The following is a 17,519-nucleotide window of genomic DNA, read 5'->3' on the forward strand; positions in this document are numbered from 1 at the left end:
GTCCATGCGTCGCGGAACCTTCCAGGACGGCACTGTCGACTACGCCGCCGTCGGGGCCACCCAGGCGGCAGACCTCATGGGCTATCCGCCCGAGAAGTCGTTGCCTGCCGAGGCGTCCTGGCGCATCGGCAGCGGCGAGGAGCGGTTCGCCGGGTCGTCCGATGCGCTGCTGTCGTGGGCCGCGCTGCGCGGCGCGGGACTGACCGTCACCGATGTCCGGCCGGCATCCGGACCGATGTACGCCGGCGTCAGCTTCGACGCCGAGGGAAACCCGATCGAGCCCAGCCGGCTCGAGGCCGATCAGCGATTCGACGCCGACGGCACGCCGTATGCCGCCGCCGGCACCACCGTCCACCTGCACGGCCGTGTGAAGGGCCATCGCGCCGACGCCGAGCTGCGCGTGATCTACGTCGCCGAAGAGCCGCGTCGCGTCGCGTTCGCGCTCGGCACGATCCGCGGGTCGGTCGTCAGCGGTGAGGAGTCCTTCGTCATCGACTGGCGGGACAACGACGAGGTGTGGTTCACCGTCCGCGCCTTCGACCGCCCCACCTCGTTGGTCTACCGGCTGCTGCCTCCGATGGTGCGCCGCCGTCGCCGCGAGCTGTTCCAGGGGTACCTGCGGGCGATCTCGCCGCTGTACACCACCCCGTCCTGATGGGCTCCGCTCTCCCCGACGGCGACCCGGCACCCCGCAGCGGCGAACTGCCCGCCGATCTCACGGTCGCGCAGGACACCGACTTCGGCGCCTACCTGCACGTCCCGTTCTGCCGGGTGCGATGCGGCTACTGCGACTTCAACACCTACACGGCCACCGAGCTGCGCGGCGCCCGGCAGGACGCGTACGCCGACGAGGTGCTGCGCGAGATCGACCTCTCGCGTGGCGTGCTGTCCGCACACGGACCGCTGCGCCGGGCGCAGACCGTGTTCTTCGGCGGGGGCACCCCGACACTGCTGCCGCCGGGCGACCTCGCACGCATGCTCACCGGCATCCGCGACGCATTCGGTCTTGCGCCCGATGCGGAGGTGACCGTCGAGGCGAACCCCGACACGGTGACGGATACGGTGGCCGCCACCCTCGCCGACGCCGGCGTCACGCGGCTGTCGATCGGCATGCAGTCCGCGGTGCCGCATGTGCTGGCCGCCCTCGATCGCACGCACGACCCCGCGGGGGTCGCGACCGCGGTGACCGCAGCCCGACGCGCCGGGCTCGATGTGAGCGTCGACCTCATCTACGGAGCGCCGGGGGAGTCGCTCGAGGACTGGCGCCGCTCGGTCGAGACCGCCGTGACACTGGCACCCGACCACATCTCGGCCTACGCGCTGATCGTCGAGCAGGGCACCAAACTCGAACGGCAGATCCGCCGGGGTGAGGTGCCTGCGCCCGACGACGACCTCCAGGCCGACATGTACGAGCTGGTGGACGAGCGGCTCGCCGCAGCGGGGTACGACTGGTACGAGGTGTCGAACTGGGCGACCGCCGAGGCACACCGCTCGCGCCACAACCTCGCGTACTGGCGCGGGACGGACTGGTGGGGGTACGGCCCGGGCGCGCACAGCCACGTCGCGGGGCTGCGCTGGTGGAACGTGAAGCACCCGGCGGCCTACGCCCAGCGGCTGGCCGACGGGTCGTCTCCCGCCGCCGCGCGCGAACGTCCCGACGAGGCCGCCCGGCGGCTCGAGCGAGTACTGCTGGGCTCGCGTATCGCCGAGGGACTGCCCGTGGCCGAGGTCTCCGGCGAGGGGCGCCACGCCGTGGCCTCGCTCATCGCCGACGGCCTCATCGACGGCACCGCCGCGGTCCGAGGCCGCATCGTGCTGACGCGGCGCGGCCGGCTGCTGGCCGATGCCGTGGTACGCGCCCTGACCGTGTGACAGGCACACCCACCGCCGTCACACGCGCCGGGTCCGGCCCTCGCGCTAGAATTGGCACTCAGACATATCGAGTGCCAGCGAAGGAGGGCCCATGGTCTCGGAACGCGGACTCCAGGTCCTCCGCGCCATCGTGCAGGACTACGTCGACACGAAGGAGCCGGTCGGCAGCAAGGCGATCGTCGACCGCCACCGCTTCGGCGTGTCGGCGGCGACCATCCGCAACGACATGGCGCTGCTCGAAGACGAAGAGCTCATCGCGGCCCCGCACACCTCATCGGGGCGCGTTCCCACCGACAAGGGCTACCGCGTGTTCGTCGACCACCTCGCCGAGCTCCGGCCGCTGACCTCGGCCCAGCGCTCGGCGATCTCGTCGTTCCTCGAGGGCCCGGTGGACCTCGACGATCTGCTGGTGCGCACCGTCCGCTCGCTGACGCGCCTCACCGGGCAGGTCGCGATCGTCCAGTACCCCTCGTTCGCGCAGGCGAACGTCTCGCATGTCGAGGTCGTCCACCTCGGGGCGACCCGGGTCGTCATCATCGTGGTCACCGACACCGGCCGTGTGTCGCAGCGGGTGGTCTTCCTGCCGTTCGAGCCCGACGAGATCGAGTCGGCGCGGCTGAAGACCGCCATCAACACGCTCGTCACCGGCCGCAGCGTGCGCGAAAGCGCGCAGGCGATCGCCGAGCTGCTCGCCACTGCGACAGCCGCAGACCGTCACGACGACGGTCTGCGCGTGATCGCACGCATCGTGGGCGAAGAGCTGGACGAGTTCCGGCAGGACCGCATGGTCATGGCCGGCAGCGCCACGCTCGCGCGCCGCGAAGACGACTTCCGCGGGAGCATCTATCCGCTGCTGGCGGCGATCGAGGAGCAGGTCACGCTCCTTCGCCTCATGGGCGAGATGGTCGCCGACGATCAGGGGCTGGCCAGCAGCATCGGGCGCGAGAACGAGCCGTTCGGGCTGTCCGAGGCCTCCGTGCTGGCCAGCGACTACGACGTGACCGGCTCGCGTGCCCGCGTCGGGATCCTGGGTCCGACCCGCATGGACTATCCCACCAACCTCGCGGCGGTCCGCGCCGTCGCGCACTATCTCAGCCGTCTGCTCGACGAAGACGAACAGGCGCGCTGACCTCTACCGACGCACCCGACGGTGCAGATGAAAGGCGAAAGTGGCAGACCACTACGAAGTACTCGGCGTGTCGCGGGAGGCGACGCCCGATGAGATCAAGAAGGCGTACCGGCGGCTTGCGCGCGAACTCCACCCCGATGTGAACCCGGGGGAGGACGCGTCCGAGCGGTTCAAGCTCGTCACGCATGCGTACGACGTGCTCAGCGACCCCGAGCAGCGTCAGCGCTACGACATGGGTGGTGACGGCAGCGCGTTCGGCGGTGCCGGATTCGGTGGCTTCGGCGACATCTTCGAGACGTTCTTCGGCGGGGGCGGTGGAGGCCGTGCGGGCAGGCCCCGCTCACGACGCGAACGCGGCCAGGATGCCCTCGTACGCGTGAACCTCGAGCTGGGGGACGTCGTCTTCGGCGTGCACCGCGACCTCGACGTCGACACCGCCGTGGTGTGCGAGACGTGCGACGGATCATGCTGTCAGCCCGGCACGCAGCCGGTCACCTGCGACATCTGTCATGGCGCCGGCAACGTCCAGCGCACGGTGCGGAGCCTGCTGGGCAACGTCGTCACCTCGCAGCCGTGCACCACCTGTCAGGGGTACGGCACGACCATCCCGTACCCCTGCACCACGTGCCAGGGGCAGGGCCGCGTACGCGCACGCCGCACCGTCTCGGTCGACATCCCCGCCGGCGTCGAGTCGGGACTGCGCCTCCAGATGCCCGGCTCCGGCGAGGTCGGCCCTGCGGGCGGCCCCAACGGCGACCTGTACCTCGAGATCAACGTCGCCGCTCACCAGGTCTTCAGCCGCGAGGGCGACGACCTGCTCGCGACCCTCGAGGTGTCGATGCCCGATGCGATTCTCGGCACCGAGGTCACCATCGAGTCGCTCGACGGTGCGGTGCCGCTCGAGATCCGCGCCGGCGTGCAGTCCGGCGATGTGCTCACCATCAAGGGGCGCGGCATCACGCCGCTGCGCGGCACTCAGCGCGGCGACCTCCGCGTCGGCGTGCACGTGGTCACCCCGACGCGACTCGATGCCAAGCAGCGCGCGCTCATCGAGGACTTCGCCAAGAAGACGAAGGCGCCCGGCCCGCAACTGGCCGAGTTCCACCAGGGCCTGTTCTCGAAGCTGCGCGATCGGTTCCGGACCGGCTGAGCGATGGCACTGCACTTCGTGGTGACGGATGCCGGTGCCTCCCAGCCCGGCGACACCGTCGTGCTGTCGGGGCAGGAGGCGCATCATGCGGCGTCGGTGCGCCGGGTGCGCCCCGGCGAAGAGGTCACCGTCGGCGACGGTCGCGGGGTCTGGCTGACCGGCACGGTCGAGGCGGCCGCGCCGCGCGAGGTGGTGGTGCGTGTGGACAGCCGGCGCGAGGTGCCGGCATCCACCCCCCGGCTCGTGCTCGTGCAGGCGCTCGCGAAGGGCGACCGCGACGAACTGGCGATCCAGGCGGCCACCGAGCTCGGCGTCGACGAGATCGTGCCCTGGCAGGCCGCGCGCAGCGTGTCGCGATGGGACGCGCAGAAGGCGGCGAAGGGCGTGGCCCGGTGGGCCACGATCGTACGCGAGGCCGCCAAGCAGGCGCACCGCGCCTGGCTGCCCGATGTCACCGATCCCGTGACGACCCGCGTCCTCGCCGAACGCACGGCGACGTCCCAGGTGCTGGTGCTGGAGCCGGCGGCATCCACCGCACTGTCCGAGGTCGACACCGACGAGCGCGATATCGTCCTGGTCGTCGGGCCGGAGGGCGGGATCGCGCCGGAAGAGCTCGAGTCTCTCGCGGCGGCCGGCGCCCAGCCGGTCCGGCTGGGTGAGACGGTGCTGCGCACCTCGACGGCGGGCCCGGCGGCACTCGCTGTGCTCAATGCGCGTCTCGGTCGCTGGTGAGCCGTACCACCCCGCTGACTACACTGGGGACATGAGCGAACCGTCGATCTTCACGCGCATCCTCGAGGGTGAGATCCCCTCCGAGATCATCGCCGAGACCGAGAACGTCTTCGCGATCCGCGACATCAGCCCGAAGGCGCCGGTGCACCTGCTGGTGATCCCGAAGTCCGCCGAGTACCGCAACGTCGTCGAACTCGCCGCCGGCGATCCCGCTCTGCTGGCGGAGGTGGTGGCGCTGGCCGACCGGCTCGCCGCCGAGCATACGAACGGACAGTTCCGTCTGATCTTCAACACCGGCCCGGAGGCCGGGCAGACCGTATTCCACGTGCACGCACACGTGCTGGGCGGCGGGCTGTCGGAGGGGAGCATGGGTGCCTGACGATTCCGAGCGCACCGTGGAGCGCGTCTACGCCGACGGTGTGGCCATGGTGCAGCTGCTCGGCCCGCAAGACCGTCTGCTGCGCGTCGTCGAACGTGAGCACCCCGACGTAGAGGTGCATGTCCGCGGCAACGAGATCACCCTGACGGGGGAGTCGGATGCCGTGGTCTCGGCGCGCGCCCTCGTCGACGAGCTCATCGCGCTCGCGCGCTCGGGCCAGGGGCTCGACCCGGCCGACGTCAGCGCGTCGCGGCGCGTGCTCGATGCAGGCCAGCGGCCCAGCGAGGTGCTCGGCGAGGCGATCCTGTCCAGCCGCGGCAAGGTGATCCGCCCCAAGACCCTGGGACAGAAGGCCTATGTCGACGCGATCGAGGAGCACACGATCGTGTTCGGCATCGGTCCCGCCGGCACCGGAAAGACCTACCTCGCGATGGCCAAGGCCGTGCAGGCGCTGCAGCGTCGCGAGGTCAATCGCATCATCCTGACGCGTCCCGCCGTCGAGGCCGGCGAACGGCTCGGCTTCCTGCCGGGCACGCTGAACGACAAGATCGACCCGTACCTGCGCCCGCTGTACGACGCGCTCAACGAGATGATGGACCCCGAGATCGTGCCGCGGCTCATGGCTTCGGGCACGATCGAGGTGGCACCTCTGGCGTATATGCGCGGTCGCACTCTGAACGATTCGTTCGTCGTGCTCGACGAGGCGCAGAACACGACACCCGAGCAGATGAAGATGTTCCTGACCCGGCTGGGCTTCGGCACTCGCATGGTGGTCACCGGCGACATCACCCAGGTCGACCTGCCGCAGGGCGCGTCGGGGCTGCGGCTGGTCACCCGCGTGCTCAAGAACATCGACGACATCCACTTCGCCATGCTCACCAGTGACGATGTTGTACGCCACAGCCTCGTGGGCCGCATCGTCGACGCCTACACCGAGTACGACGAGCAGCGGCTCGCGGCCCGGCGCGAGCGCGATGAAGCGACCGAGTTCGCCAATCGCGCCGAACGGCGCACCGACCACCGCTCACGCGGACCCCGTGACCACCTGCCCAAGCGAGGACGCACATGACGATCGAGATCACCAACGAGTCCGGGGTCGAGATCGACGAGACCGTGCTGCTGCGCCTGACCGAGCACAACCTGGGACAGCTGAACGTGAGTCCGGAAGCCGATGTCGCGATCCTGCTGGTCGACGAGGGCGCGATGGAGTCGCTGCACGTGCAGTGGATGGACGAGCCCGGGCCCACCGACGTGCTGAGCTTCCCGATGGACGAACTGCGTCCCGGCACCGAGGAGTCGCCGACGCCGCCGGGCCTGCTGGGCGACATCGTGCTGTGCCCCCAGGTCGCCGAGACCCAGGCACAGGCCGCCCGGCACTCGACGCTGGATGAGCTCATCCTGCTGACCACGCACGGTCTGCTGCACCTGCTCGGCTTCGATCATGCCGAGCCCGCCGAGGAGCGCGAGATGTTCGGGCTGCAGCGCGAGCTCATCGTCGCATTCCATGCGGCGGAGCGTCGACGACGCGCATGACCGAGATCCTCCTGCTCGTCGCTGCCGTGCTGCTGGTCGCACTCGGCGGCCTCATGGCTGCCCTCGACGCGGCGCTGAGCGTCACCTCACGCGGCGATGTCGCCGAGCTGGCCGTCGTCGCCCGGCGCCCGGCATCCCTCGCCAGGATCGCAGCCGACCCCGACGCGCACGCCGATGCCGTCGTGTTCATCAGGATCCTCGCCGAGACGACGGCCGCGGTGCTGGTCACTGTCGCCTTCACCATCATGTTCGACAGCATCTGGTGGGCCATGCTGGCGGCCGCGATCCTCATGACGGCGGTGTCGTTCGTGCTCGTGGGCGCAAGCCCGCGCAGCGTCGGGCGCCAGCACGCCAAGACGCTGCTGCGCGTCTGCGCGCCCGTCGTGCGCGGTGCGCGGATCATCCTGGGGCCGCTGGCCCACCTGCTCGTTCTCCTCGGCAGCCGGCTGACCCCCGGCATCCAGCGCGGAGGCTCCTTCGCCTCCGAGGAGCAGCTGCTGAGCATGGTCGACGAGGCCGCCTCACAGGATCTGATCGAAGAGGACGACCGCGACCTCATCCACTCGGTGTTCGACTTCACCGACACCATCGTCCGCGCGGTCATGGTGCCGCGCACCGACATGGTGACGATGGATGCCAGCTTCACGACGCAGCAGGCCATGCGCCTGTTCCTGGACAAGGGCGTCTCCCGCGTCCCGGTCGCCGACGACGAGTCCGACGACATCACCGGTGTCGTGTACCTCAAGGATCTCGTGCAGTTCGCGTTCCGGGACGAGACCGCGTGGCGGTCGGCACCGGTCATCCAGATCGCCCGGCCGGCGGTGTTCGTGCCCGAATCGATGAAGGCCGAGACCCTGCTGCAGCAGATGAAGCGGGATGCCGTGCATGTCTGCCTCGTCGTCGACGAGTACGGCGGAGTGGCGGGCCTGGTGACCCTCGAGGACCTCATCGAAGAGCTCGTGGGCGAGATCGCCGACGAATACGACCCGCGCTCCACCGAGGTCGTCGAGCTCGGCGAGGGACGCTACCGCGTGAGCGCCCGTCTGGGGCTCGACGAGGTCGGCGATCTGTACGGCATCGAACTCGAAGACGACGAGGTCGACTCGGTGGGCGGGCTGCTCGGCAAGCTGCTGGGCCGGGTCCCGCTTCCGGGCGCGACGGCCGAGTACGGCGGGCTCGTGCTCACCGGCGGCGCGTCGCGCGGCCGTGGCCGGGGTCTTGCGACCGTGTTCGTCGAGCAGAAGCCCGAGCTCGAGGCCTGGCGACGCGCGTCCGCCGCGCCGCGCACCGGAGAGATCCGGCTTCCGACCACAGGCGAGACACGCGTCCGCCGCAGAGGAGAGTCCGCATGACCGAGAACCGATCCGGGTTCGTCACCTTCGTGGGGCGTCCCAACGTCGGCAAGTCCACGCTGACCAACGCCCTCGTGGGCGAGAAGGTGGCCATCACCAGCGACAAGCCGCAGACGACCAGGCGCGCGATCCGCGGCATCCTGAACCGGCCCGCAGGGCAGCTGGTCATCGTGGACACCCCCGGCATCCACAAGCCCCGCACCCTCCTCGGTGAGCGCCTCAACAGCCTCGTCGAGCAGGTGCTGGGCGATGTCGATGCGATCGGGTTCCTCGTGCCGGCGACCGAGAAGGTCGGTCCCGGAGATCGCCGGATCGCCGCGTCGCTCGACGGCTACCGGCGGGCGAAGAAGGTCGCGATCGTGACGAAGACCGACATCGCCACGCGCGAGCAGATCACCGAGCGACTCATGGAGGTCGACAGCCTGCGTGAGGACTGGGATGCCGTCATTCCGCTGTCGGCGATCGCCGGCGAGCAGCTGGATGTCCTCACCGACGAGCTGCTGAGCCTGATGCCGACCGGGCCCGCGCTGTACCCCGACGACGTCGTCACCGATGAATCGCTCGAGGACCGCATCGCCGAGATCATCCGCGAAGCCGCGCTCGAAGGCGTGCGCGACGAGCTGCCGCACTCGATCGCCGTGACGATCGAGGACATCGCGCCGCGCGAGGACTCGGACCTCACCGACATCTACGCGAACATCGTCGTCGAGCGCGACAGCCAGAAGGCGATCATCATCGGCCACAAGGGTTCGCGGCTCAAGGACGTGGGGTCGCGGGCGCGGGCCGGCATCGAACCGCTCGTGGGGAGCAGGGTGTTCTTGTCGCTGCGCGTGCGCGTGGCGAAGGAATGGCAGCGCGACCCGAAGCAGCTCGGCCGGCTGGGGTTCTGATGGCGAAGCGGTGGATCGCGCGACAGGCCGGCGCTCCAGAGAGCTGGGACTTCGTCGACCACGACGTGCCCGAACCCGGGCCCGGTGAGGTGACGATCCGCGTGCGCGCGGCCGGCATGAACCCCGCCGACCACAAGCATGTCGCCGCGGACAGCGGTCAGACCTGGCCGGTTGCGATCGGATACGAGGTGTCCGGTGAGCTGTCGGCGATCGGCGCCGACACCCAGATCGGCTCGGGCTCTGCGGCCTTGGGCGATGAGGTGATCGCCTTCCGCGTGGTGGGCGGGTATGCGACCGAGCTGACGGTTCCGGCCTCGAAGGTGTTCGCGAAGCCGGCGACGCTCACGCACCCCGAGGCGGCGAACCTGCTGCTGGCGGCGACGACGGCGGCGGAGATGCTGGCGGTCACGAACGCGCAACCGGGCGAGACCCTGCTGCTGCACGGAGCATCGGGAGCGGTCGGGGTGAGCGTGCTCCAGCAGGCCGCGCTGCGCGGCATCCATGTCATCGGAACGGCGTCGCCGGGCCGGTTCGATGAGGTCCGCCGCTTCGGCGGGACGCCGGTGTCCTATGGCGATGGGCTGGCGCAGCGCGTGCGCGAAGCGGCCGGTGACGCCATGATCGCGGCCGCACTGGACGCCGTCGGCACCGATGAGGCCGTCGATGTATCGGTGGAGCTGGTGGCTGATCGCGCTCGCATCGTGACGATCGCGAACGCCCGTCGGGCGGAGAGCGACGGCATCCGTTGGATCCGCGGATCGCTGCCCGAGAGTGCGCGATTCCGCGATGGGATCCGCGCCGACCTGATCGCGCTCGCGCAGGAGCAGAAGCTCGTCGTGCCGATAGCGGGGACGTACCCGCTGGCCGAAGCACCCGAAGCACTGCGGCTGCTGGCCGCAGGCCATCCCGGCGGCAAGCTCGCGCTGATTCCCTGAGTCGGGTGCCGCGTGCCTCAGCGGACAGCGAAGCGGCCGGGTCATCACCTGCGGGGCGCCCGGCCGCTTCGTGTGGCGTCAGGGGCGACGTCCGCCGCCCATCATCTGGCCGGTCAGCTCGGTCACCGACTCGCCATTGACGGTGATCGTGGCGCCGGTGAGGCTGCCGGTGCCGTCGTAGTCGAAAGCCGACTGCGCCGTGATGTCGATGGTCCCGCCGGTGATCGTGAGGTCGCCGTTGCTGTCGATCGCATCGGTGTCGCCGGAACCCATCTCGATCGTGAGGCTTCCGCCGTTGATCGTGATGTTCATGCCCGACGTGACGATGGCCGACGCAGCGGCGTTGATGCCGTCATCGGACGCGCTGAGCGTGATGTCACCGTCGTCGATCACGATGACCGGCGCTTCGATGCCCTCGACGGAATCCGTGATCACGATCGTGCCGCCGGTGATCGACACCTGCTGCTCGGCCTTGATCGCGTCGTCGCCGGTGGTGATCGTGAGCTCGCCTCCCGAGATGACGAGCTGCCCCTCGCCGAGGTCGGTGTCGTTGGTCGACTTCACGCCGTCGCCGGCCGCGTCGACCGCGATCGTGCCGTCGCTGATGTTCAGCGAATCGGTGCCGCGGATGCCGTCGTCAACGCTGGTCACATCGATCGTGCCGTCGAGGATCCACACGTCATCCTTGCCGACGATGCCGTCGGCGAAGTTCGCCGTCACCGTCAGCGTGCCGGTGCCGGCGAGGTAGAGGTCGTCGGAGGAATAGATCGCACCGTCGATCTCCTCGTCGCTGCGGGTCGCGGCGTCCGAGACGGTGTTGACGGTGCCCTCTGCCAGTTCCACCACGGTGAGCTCGGCGTTGTCGACCTGGATCGCCGCGCCGGCGGTGCTTTCGATCGTGGCGCCGTCGAGGATGATCCGCACGTACCCGTCGGAGTCTACGGTCACCTGGCCGGTGGAGGAACCGGTGAGCACATAGGTACCGGCCTCCGTGATCTCGAGCCCTTCGTCGGTGAGCGTCACGTCCGTGCTCGGCAGCGTGCCCCAGTCCACATCGACGCCGGAGACGGTCGACTCCGTCACCGTGCTGGTGCTCGTGGTCGCCTCGCCGGTGTCCCCGGAGGAGCTGGTCGAGTCGGTCGCCGCATCATCCAGCGACGTGGCCGTGCAGCCGGCGAGCAGCAGGGCTGCGATCATCACTCCGCCGGCGACCTTGGTGTGGTGTCTCATGATCTTCCTTCCGCAGAGATCTGTTCGATGAGACTCAGTTCACTCCTTTGCTCTATGAGATTCCTATGCTGCCGCTTTGCCGTGACCGATGGTCTGCGGGCCTGCGCTTCAGGACGAGGCATCCACTTCGCGCAGCCAGGACTGGACGACGACGACCTCCTCGCCGAAGTCGGCATCCGCGGCGTCCTGCCACGTCCCGTCGTCCCACGTCACCTGCACCCACAGCCGGCCGTCCTGCGGCCACGAACTGACCAGCGCCGCGCCGAGCCGGTCGCCGGCCTCCTCCTGGATCTCGACCAGAGTCGCCTCGTCCGTGTCGCCGGGCACGCCGCCGGTGGGGTCTTCGGGCGCCATCGGATCGTACAGCGCCAGCAGGATCGGCGGCTGCGTGACGGTCAGCGCGTCACCGTCGTAGGTGCCCTGCACGGCATAGGAACCCCAGACGACGTCGTTCGATGACGTCGACCCTTCGACGCCTTCCCAGGTCCAGTCGACCAGCGCCACACCACCGCCGCACTGCGGGGGATGGGATTCCATCACCACCGCGCACAGCCGCACGCCACCAGAGTCCTCGAGCACCGTCCCCTGGCCGATGACGTCATTCTCAGGCAGTCCCGGATCGAGCGACCCGAGCGACTGGCCGCCGGGCGCATCCGCCGCAGATCCCGGTCCGGCGGGGGTCGCACACGCGGCCAGCAGGCCGCCGGCGAGACACAGCACGAGGAGGGACGAGCTTCGTCGCAGACGCTTCATATCCCCACAGTGTCGCTGGTCCGGCATCCGTCTCATGAGTCGTCGTGTTCGTAAAGCGGGTGTAGTCTTTCTGCATGCGCTTCAGCGGCCTGCTTCTTAGCTGCCGCGACGAGTCCTCGTTCTAGGGCCCTCCTCGTCGCGGAGCTTGGTGTTGGCCCGCCTCATCTGACGAGAGAACGCGAATCATGGACAACACTCAGAAGACCTCCGGCATGCCGATCCACAAGTATCGGCCCTACCACGAGCAGTTCCAGGTGGATCTGCCCGACCGCACCTGGCCCGGCAAGCGCATCACGCAGGCACCGCGCTGGTGCGCGGTCGACCTCCGCGACGGAAACCAGGCCCTCATCGACCCGATGAGCCCCGAGCGCAAGCGCGTCATGTTCGAGCTGCTGGTGAAGATGGGCTACAAGGAGATCGAGGTCGGCTTCCCGTCCGCGAGCCAGACCGACTTCGACTTCGTCCGGCAGCTCATCGAAGGGGACCTGATCCCCGACGACGTCACCATCCAGGTGCTGACGCAGTCGCGCGAGCATCTCATCGAGCGCACGTACGAGTCGATCGCCGGTGCCAAGCAGGCCATCGTCCACCTGTACAACTCGACCAGCATCCTGCAGCGGGACGTCGTCTTCCGCACCGACAAGCAGGGCATCATCGACATCGCGCTCGAGGGCGCCCGGCTGTGCCGCGAGTACGAGAAGCGCATCCCCGAGACGACGGTCTACTACGAGTACTCGCCCGAGTCCTACACCGGGACCGAGCTCGAGTTCGCGGTGGACATCTGCAACCAGGTGCTCGAGATCTTCGAACCCACCCCCGAGCGCAAGGTCATCATCAACCTGCCCGCCACGGTAGAGATGGCCACGCCGAACGTCTACGCCGACTCGATCGAGTGGATGAGCCGCCGCCTCGCGCACCGCGAGAACGTGATCCTGTCGCTGCACCCGCACAACGACCGCGGCACGGCGATCGCGGCGGCGGAGCTCGGCTACATGGCCGGCGCCGACCGCATCGAGGGCTGTCTGTTCGGCAACGGTGAGCGCACTGGAAACGTCGACATCGTGGCCCTGGGCATCAACCTGCTGACGCAGGGCATCGACCCGCAGATCGACTTCAGCGACATCGACCACGTCAAGCGCACGGCCGAGTACTGCAACCAGCTGCCGGTTCCCGAGCGCAGCCCCTGGGCCGGCGACCTCGTGTTCACCGCGTTCAGCGGTTCGCATCAGGACGCCATCAAGAAGGGATTCGAGGCGTTGGATGCCAGGGCCGCGGCCGCCGGCGTCACCGTCGACGAGGTGGAATGGGCCGTCCCCTACCTGCCGATCGATCCGAAGGATCTCGGGCGCTCGTACGAGGCGGTCATCCGCGTCAACTCGCAGTCCGGCAAGGGCGGGGTCGCCTACCTGCTCAAGACCGACCACGCCATCGACCTGCCGCGCAAGCTGCAGATCGAATTCTCCGGCGTCGTGCAGGCCAAGACCGATGCCGAAGGCGGTGAGGTGTCGAGCGACCAGATCTGGTCGATCTTCACCGACGAGTACCTCCCGGCATCCATCGACGATGCCAAGTGGGGGCGGTTCGAGCTGCTGTCGACCGCGACGCAGAGCCACATGACCGGTGATGTCGCCCTCGAGGTGACGCTCCGCGACGGCGACGCCACGGTCGATGCGACCGGGCACGGCAACGGGCCCGTCGCCGCGTTCCTCGAGGTGCTGCGCGCGCAGGGCTTCGACGTGACGGTCTACGACTACGTCGAGCACGCGCTCAGCGCCGGCGGCGACGCGCAGGCCGCCGCCTACGTCGAGCTGCAGGTCGACGGCGAGCGGCTGTGGGGCGTCGGCATCGACGGCGACATCTCGACGGCGAGCCTGAAGGCCATCGTCTCGGGCGTCAACCGCGCGATCCGCACCCGCCAGGCGGCACCGGCCCCCGAGCTCGCCGCCGTCTGACGCCCCGGGACCCCGCCCCTTCCGCGAGAGAACACTTCGGCGCCGAGAGAATGGGTGTCACCCGTACTCTCGTCCGCCCGTTGTTCTCTCGCTGTCGGGGGTGGTCGGGGGTGGTCGGGGGCGGGGCGGTCGGGGTGGTCAGGGTTTGATGATCGGGATCGCGGTGGTCTCGACCGCGACCTTGCGCCGATGAAGAGCTCGCTGCTCGGGCAGTGAGATGTCGAAGATCACGGCCAGAAGCCGGATGATCGTCGTCACCACGACGCACGCGATGGCTGCCGCCACAAGCGGTGCGCCCATCGCGTGCGTCGCAGCGAGCACCGCGCATCCGGCCGCAGCGGCGATCGCGTACAGCGATCCGACGTGCATGATCGCGACCGGCAGTCCCATCATCATGTCGCGCAGGATGCCGCCGCCCACAGCCGCGCACACTCCCACGAAGACGGCCGGAACCTCGGGCAGCCCGAGCGCCAGCGCCTTGGCGGTGCCGAACGCGCCGAACAGTCCGATGACCAGTGCGTCGAGCGCGACGATCACGGCGTTCAGCCGCTGGAAGAGGTTCGCCAGCAGCATGCCCACCAGCGCCGCGACCACCGCGGTGATCAGGTACCAGTTGCTCTGCATCGTCGCCAGTTCGACGTTCAGCATGAGATCGCGGATGAGGCCGCCGCCCATGCCCATCACGATCCCGATGATCGTCACGCCCAGCAGGTCGAGGCGGCGCTGCCCGAGGAAGCCGGACGCGAACAGGGCCCCCTGCACCCCGCCGAGACCGACGGCGACCAGGTCTGCCCACAGGGGGATCACGAAGAGCGGCTCTGTCACGCCTCCATTGTCGCCTCGCGAGGGGATAATCGAGTAGTGCCCACCTACCGCGACGAGGTCGTGGTCCTGCGCACCCACAAGCTGGGTGAAGCCGACCGCATCCTGACGCTGCTCAGCAGACGTCACGGCAAGGTCCGCGCCGTCGCGAAGGGCGTGCGGCGGACCTCCTCGCGTTTCGGGGCCAGGCTGGAGCCGTTCATGGTCGCCGACGTCCAGCTCTACGCGGGACGCTCGCTCGACATCGTGCAGCAGGCCGAGTCGCTCGGCTCGTACGGTGCCGGCATCGTCACGCACTACGACCGCTACACCGCCGCCCACGCCATGGTCGAGGCCGCCGACCGGCTGAACGAGGCCGAGGCCACGCCCCAGCAGTATCTGCTGCTGATCGGCGGTCTGCGGTCGCTGTCGCGCGGCGAGCACGCCTCGCGTTCCGTGCTGGACTCGTACCTGCTGCGCGCCATGTCGCTGTCGGGCTGGGCCCCGGGCCTGCACGACTGCGCGCGGTGCGGGCGACCCGGCCCGCACGAGTGGTTCGTGGCGCAGCTGGGCGGCACCGTCTGCGGTGAGTGCGCGCCCGCCGGCTCGGCGCGACTGCACCCCGACACCGGCGGACTGCTGCGCGCGCTGGTCGCAGGGGAGTGGGACGTCGTCGATTCGGCGACACCGGAGACCACCGGCGCGGCGTCGGGACTCGTCGCCGCGTACGCCCAATGGCATCTCGAGCGCGGCATCCGCTCGCTCTCGCACCTGGAGGGCGCCCGGTGACACCGAAGCCGTACACCCACCGTGACGCCGTGCCCTACCGGCCCCTGGACTGGACCGGCATCCATCCACCGGCCTTCCCCTCCGGCGGCGTGCCGAACCACATCGCGATCGTGATGGACGGCAACGGCCGCTGGGCGAACCGGCGCGGACTCACCCGCATCGAGGGGCACCGCGCGGGAGAAGAGGTGCTGCTCGATGTCGTCGCCGGCGCGATCCAGGCAGGCGTGAAGCACCTGAGCGTGTACGCGTTCTCGACCGAGAACTGGGCCCGCTCACCTGAGGAGGTCCGTTTCCTCATGGGCTACAACCGCGACGTGCTGCACCGCCGCCGCGATCAGCTCAACGAGTGGGGCGTCCGCGTGCGGTGGGCGGGACGCAAGCCGCGGCTGTGGGGATCGGTCATCAAAGAGCTGCAGCACGCCGAGCAGCTCACCGCCGGCAATGACGTGCTCACCCTCACGATGTGCGTCAACTACGGCGGCCGGGTCGAGCTCGTCGACGCCATGCGGCGCATCGGCGAGGATATCGCCGCGGGCCGGCTGAAGCCGAACGCCGTCACCGAGAAGACGATCCGGCGGAACCTCTACATTCCCGGCATGCCCGACGTCGACCTGTTCGTGCGCTCCAGCGGCGAGCAGCGCACGTCGAACTTCCTGCTCTGGGAGTCCGCCTACGCCGAGATGGTGTTCCTCGACACGCTCTGGCCCGACTTCTCGCGCACCGAGCTGTGGCACGCCATCGAGCTGTACCTCGACCGCGACCGCCGATTCGGCGGTGCCGTCGACACCCCGAAGGCGTGACACGGGAATACCGGCACGCGCACCCGCCGTTGCACCAGGTGTGACTGATCCCATCAAAATCGACGTGTGGAGCGACATCGCCTGCCCGTGGTGCTACATCGGCAAGCGCAACCTCGAGAACGGGCTGGCCGCGGCCGCCGGCGACGAGGACGCGCCCCAGGTCGAGGTGACCTTCCACTCCTACGAGCTCTCACCCGACACACCCGTCGACTTCGACGGCGACGAGGTCGACTTCCTCGCCGGGCACAAGGGCATGCCGCGGGCGAACGTCGAGCAGATGCTCGAGCGCGTCACCGGCGTCGCGAAGGACGCGGGTCTCGAATACCGCTTTGACCTGCTCAAGCACACCAACACGGTGAAGGCGCACGAGCTGCTGCACTTCGCGAAGGAGCAGGACGCACAGCACGCCATGGCCGAGCGGCTCATGTCGGCGTACTTCGTCGAGGGCCGCCATGTCGGCCGCATCGACGACCTCGTCGAGCTGGCGGCTGAGGCGGGACTGGATGCCGGTGCCGCGCGCGAGGCGCTCGAGTCGAGCCGCCATCTCGACGACGTGCGGGCCGATCAGGCCCAGGCGTCGCAGTACGGCATCCAGGGCGTGCCGTTCTTCGTCATCGACGGAAAGTACGGCGTGTCCGGCGCGCAGCCGCCCGAGGCGTTCACGCAGATCACCCGTCAGCTGTGGGCCGAGCGGCTCACCCCCGCAGACGAGGCGCTCACGCCGGCAGAGTAGCCTCGATCGCCGCGATCACCTCGGGCGCGTCGGGCTTGGTCTGCGGCCGGAAGCGGTGGACCTCGCCAGACGGGGTCACCAGGAACTTCTCGAAGTTCCACGCGACCGGCCCCTTGACGCCCTCGGCGTTCTTGGACTTCTTGAGCGCCTTGTACAGCGGTGCCGCGTGCGAGCCGTTCACACGAACCTTGTCCATGATGGGGAAGCTGACCCCGTAGGTCACGGAGCAGAACTCGAGGATCTCGTCCATCGATCCCGGCTCCTGCCCCATGAACTGGTTGCACGGGAACCCGATGACCTGCAGCCCCCGGTCGCCGTACGTCTTCTGCAGCTGCTCGAGCTGCTCGTACTGCGGCGTCAGTCCGCATTTGGATGCCACGTTGACCACCAGCACGACGCGATCGGCGTAGTCGCCGAGGCTCACCGGGGCACCGTCGGCGGTCTGGAACGTGATGTCGTGGAGTGTCGCGGTCTGGGTCTGGTCCATGT

Annotated in this window: 19 protein-coding genes; 15 read left to right on the top strand and 4 right to left on the bottom strand. The window is 69.3% G+C overall.

The window, feature by feature from the left end; translation table 11 throughout:
• Positions 1-4 precede the first annotated feature (4 nt).
• The 11 genes from BKA10_RS04350 (at position 5) to BKA10_RS04400 (ending at position 9,972) form a co-directional block, all read left to right on the top strand.
• Positions 5-655 carry a DUF1990 domain-containing protein gene (locus BKA10_RS04350; RefSeq protein WP_183498763.1) on the top strand — a complete coding sequence of 217 codons (651 nt, stop codon included), beginning with the start codon at positions 5-7 and terminating at the stop codon, positions 653-655.
• On the top strand, positions 655-1,872 hold the full coding sequence (gene hemW / locus BKA10_RS04355; protein WP_183498764.1) for a radical SAM family heme chaperone HemW: 1,218 nt from the start codon (positions 655-657) through the stop codon (positions 1,870-1,872). Before BKA10_RS04350 ends, hemW begins: the two co-directional genes overlap by 1 nt.
• Positions 1,873-1,963: 91 nt before the next feature.
• On the top strand, positions 1,964-3,001 hold the full coding sequence (gene hrcA / locus BKA10_RS04360) for a heat-inducible transcriptional repressor HrcA (RefSeq protein ID WP_183498765.1): 1,038 nt from the start codon (positions 1,964-1,966) through the stop codon (positions 2,999-3,001).
• A 40-nt stretch (positions 3,002-3,041) separates the two neighbouring features.
• Positions 3,042-4,151, top strand: coding sequence for a molecular chaperone DnaJ (dnaJ, locus tag BKA10_RS04365; protein ID WP_183498766.1), 1,110 nt, complete (start codon positions 3,042-3,044; stop codon positions 4,149-4,151).
• Positions 4,152-4,154: 3 nt separating this feature from the next.
• Positions 4,155-4,883 (top strand): 16S rRNA (uracil(1498)-N(3))-methyltransferase, encoded by a 729-nt coding sequence (locus BKA10_RS04370; protein WP_183498767.1) that lies wholly within the window; start codon positions 4,155-4,157, stop codon positions 4,881-4,883.
• Positions 4,884-4,914: 31 nt separating this feature from the next.
• The gene (locus BKA10_RS04375) at positions 4,915-5,262 is read left to right on the top strand and encodes an HIT domain-containing protein (protein WP_183498768.1); all 348 of its coding nucleotides are present in this window, start codon (positions 4,915-4,917) and stop codon (positions 5,260-5,262) included.
• Between the two features lie 46 nt (positions 5,263-5,308).
• On the top strand, positions 5,309-6,331 hold the full coding sequence (locus BKA10_RS04380; protein ID WP_183501056.1) for a PhoH family protein: 1,023 nt from the start codon (positions 5,309-5,311) through the stop codon (positions 6,329-6,331).
• Positions 6,328-6,795, top strand: a complete 468-nt coding sequence (ybeY, locus tag BKA10_RS04385) for an rRNA maturation RNase YbeY (RefSeq protein ID WP_183498769.1) — start codon at positions 6,328-6,330, stop codon at positions 6,793-6,795. The genes BKA10_RS04380 and ybeY overlap by 4 nt, the downstream gene beginning before the upstream one ends.
• Positions 6,792-8,147: a hemolysin family protein gene (locus BKA10_RS04390; protein ID WP_183498770.1), complete on the top strand. Its 1,356-nt coding sequence runs from the start codon at positions 6,792-6,794 to the stop codon at positions 8,145-8,147. Before ybeY ends, BKA10_RS04390 begins: the two co-directional genes overlap by 4 nt.
• On the top strand, positions 8,144-9,037 hold the full coding sequence (gene era, locus BKA10_RS04395; RefSeq protein ID WP_183498771.1) for a GTPase Era: 894 nt from the start codon (positions 8,144-8,146) through the stop codon (positions 9,035-9,037). The genes BKA10_RS04390 and era overlap by 4 nt, the downstream gene beginning before the upstream one ends.
• Positions 9,037-9,972 carry a quinone oxidoreductase family protein gene (locus BKA10_RS04400; RefSeq protein ID WP_183498772.1) on the top strand — a complete coding sequence of 312 codons (936 nt, stop codon included), beginning with the start codon at positions 9,037-9,039 and terminating at the stop codon, positions 9,970-9,972. Before era ends, BKA10_RS04400 begins: the two co-directional genes overlap by 1 nt.
• 78 nt (positions 9,973-10,050) lie before the next feature.
• On the opposite strand, the gene BKA10_RS04405 is transcribed toward BKA10_RS04400, so the two are convergent.
• On the bottom strand, positions 10,051-11,202 hold the full coding sequence (locus BKA10_RS04405) for a carbohydrate-binding domain-containing protein (RefSeq protein ID WP_183498773.1): 1,152 nt from the start codon (positions 11,200-11,202) through the stop codon (positions 10,051-10,053).
• A 108-nt stretch (positions 11,203-11,310) separates the two neighbouring features.
• The gene (locus BKA10_RS04410; RefSeq protein WP_183498774.1) at positions 11,311-11,955 is read right to left on the bottom strand and encodes a hypothetical protein; all 645 of its coding nucleotides are present in this window, start codon (positions 11,953-11,955) and stop codon (positions 11,311-11,313) included.
• Between the two features lie 185 nt (positions 11,956-12,140).
• Here BKA10_RS04410 and leuA point away from each other — a divergent pair, with 185 nt between their 5' ends.
• The gene (gene leuA, locus BKA10_RS04415; protein WP_183498775.1) at positions 12,141-13,907 is read left to right on the top strand and encodes a 2-isopropylmalate synthase; all 1,767 of its coding nucleotides are present in this window, start codon (positions 12,141-12,143) and stop codon (positions 13,905-13,907) included.
• Positions 13,908-14,045: 138 nt separating this feature from the next.
• Here leuA and BKA10_RS04420 read toward each other — a convergent pair whose 3' ends face one another.
• Positions 14,046-14,732, bottom strand: coding sequence for a trimeric intracellular cation channel family protein (locus BKA10_RS04420; RefSeq protein WP_183498776.1), 687 nt, complete (start codon positions 14,730-14,732; stop codon positions 14,046-14,048).
• Positions 14,733-14,768: 36 nt separating this feature from the next.
• Here BKA10_RS04420 and recO point away from each other — a divergent pair, with 36 nt between their 5' ends.
• Genes recO through BKA10_RS04435 form a run of 3 tightly spaced genes read left to right on the top strand, consistent with a single transcriptional unit; the run spans position 14,769 to position 17,030 of the window.
• Positions 14,769-15,497 carry a DNA repair protein RecO gene (recO, locus tag BKA10_RS04425; protein WP_183498777.1) on the top strand — a complete coding sequence of 243 codons (729 nt, stop codon included), beginning with the start codon at positions 14,769-14,771 and terminating at the stop codon, positions 15,495-15,497.
• Positions 15,494-16,297, top strand: coding sequence for an isoprenyl transferase (locus BKA10_RS04430; protein WP_183498778.1), 804 nt, complete (start codon positions 15,494-15,496; stop codon positions 16,295-16,297). Before recO ends, BKA10_RS04430 begins: the two co-directional genes overlap by 4 nt.
• A gap of 40 nt (positions 16,298-16,337) precedes the next feature.
• Complete coding sequence (locus BKA10_RS04435; protein WP_183498779.1) at positions 16,338-17,030, top strand: DsbA family protein; 693 nt, start codon at positions 16,338-16,340, stop codon at positions 17,028-17,030.
• On the opposite strand, the gene BKA10_RS04440 is transcribed toward BKA10_RS04435, so the two are convergent.
• A complete protein-coding gene (locus BKA10_RS04440; RefSeq protein ID WP_183498780.1) occupies positions 17,014-17,517 on the bottom strand; it encodes a glutathione peroxidase in 504 nt (167 codons plus the stop codon). The two genes, BKA10_RS04435 and BKA10_RS04440, sit on opposite strands and share 17 nt — an antisense overlap.
• Positions 17,518-17,519: the final 2 nt, after the last annotated feature.

The organism is Microbacterium invictum, from assembly GCF_014197265.1.
Classification (GTDB): Bacteria; Actinomycetota; Actinomycetes; order Actinomycetales; family Microbacteriaceae; genus Microbacterium; species Microbacterium invictum.

Coding starts and splice junctions, on each gene's coding strand:
- BKA10_RS04400 (WP_183498772.1), top strand. CDS start 9,037: ATGGCGAAGCGGTGGATCGCGCGACAGGCCGGCGCTCCAGAGAGCTGG.
- era (WP_183498771.1), top strand. CDS start 8,144: ATGACCGAGAACCGATCCGGGTTCGTCACCTTCGTGGGGCGTCCCAAC.
- BKA10_RS04410 (WP_183498774.1), bottom strand. CDS start 11,955: ATGAAGCGTCTGCGACGAAGCTCGTCCCTCCTCGTGCTGTGTCTCGCC.
- leuA (WP_183498775.1), top strand. CDS start 12,141: ATGGACAACACTCAGAAGACCTCCGGCATGCCGATCCACAAGTATCGG.
- BKA10_RS04405 (WP_183498773.1), bottom strand. CDS start 11,202: ATGAGACACCACACCAAGGTCGCCGGCGGAGTGATGATCGCAGCCCTG.
- ybeY (WP_183498769.1), top strand. CDS start 6,328: ATGACGATCGAGATCACCAACGAGTCCGGGGTCGAGATCGACGAGACC.
- hemW (WP_183498764.1), top strand. CDS start 655: ATGGGCTCCGCTCTCCCCGACGGCGACCCGGCACCCCGCAGCGGCGAA.
- BKA10_RS04390 (WP_183498770.1), top strand. CDS start 6,792: ATGACCGAGATCCTCCTGCTCGTCGCTGCCGTGCTGCTGGTCGCACTC.
- hrcA (WP_183498765.1), top strand. CDS start 1,964: ATGGTCTCGGAACGCGGACTCCAGGTCCTCCGCGCCATCGTGCAGGAC.
- BKA10_RS04370 (WP_183498767.1), top strand. CDS start 4,155: ATGGCACTGCACTTCGTGGTGACGGATGCCGGTGCCTCCCAGCCCGGC.
- BKA10_RS04380 (WP_183501056.1), top strand. CDS start 5,309: ATGGTGCAGCTGCTCGGCCCGCAAGACCGTCTGCTGCGCGTCGTCGAA.
- BKA10_RS04350 (WP_183498763.1), top strand. CDS start 5: ATGCGTCGCGGAACCTTCCAGGACGGCACTGTCGACTACGCCGCCGTC.
- BKA10_RS04440 (WP_183498780.1), bottom strand. CDS start 17,517: ATGGACCAGACCCAGACCGCGACACTCCACGACATCACGTTCCAGACC.
- BKA10_RS04375 (WP_183498768.1), top strand. CDS start 4,915: ATGAGCGAACCGTCGATCTTCACGCGCATCCTCGAGGGTGAGATCCCC.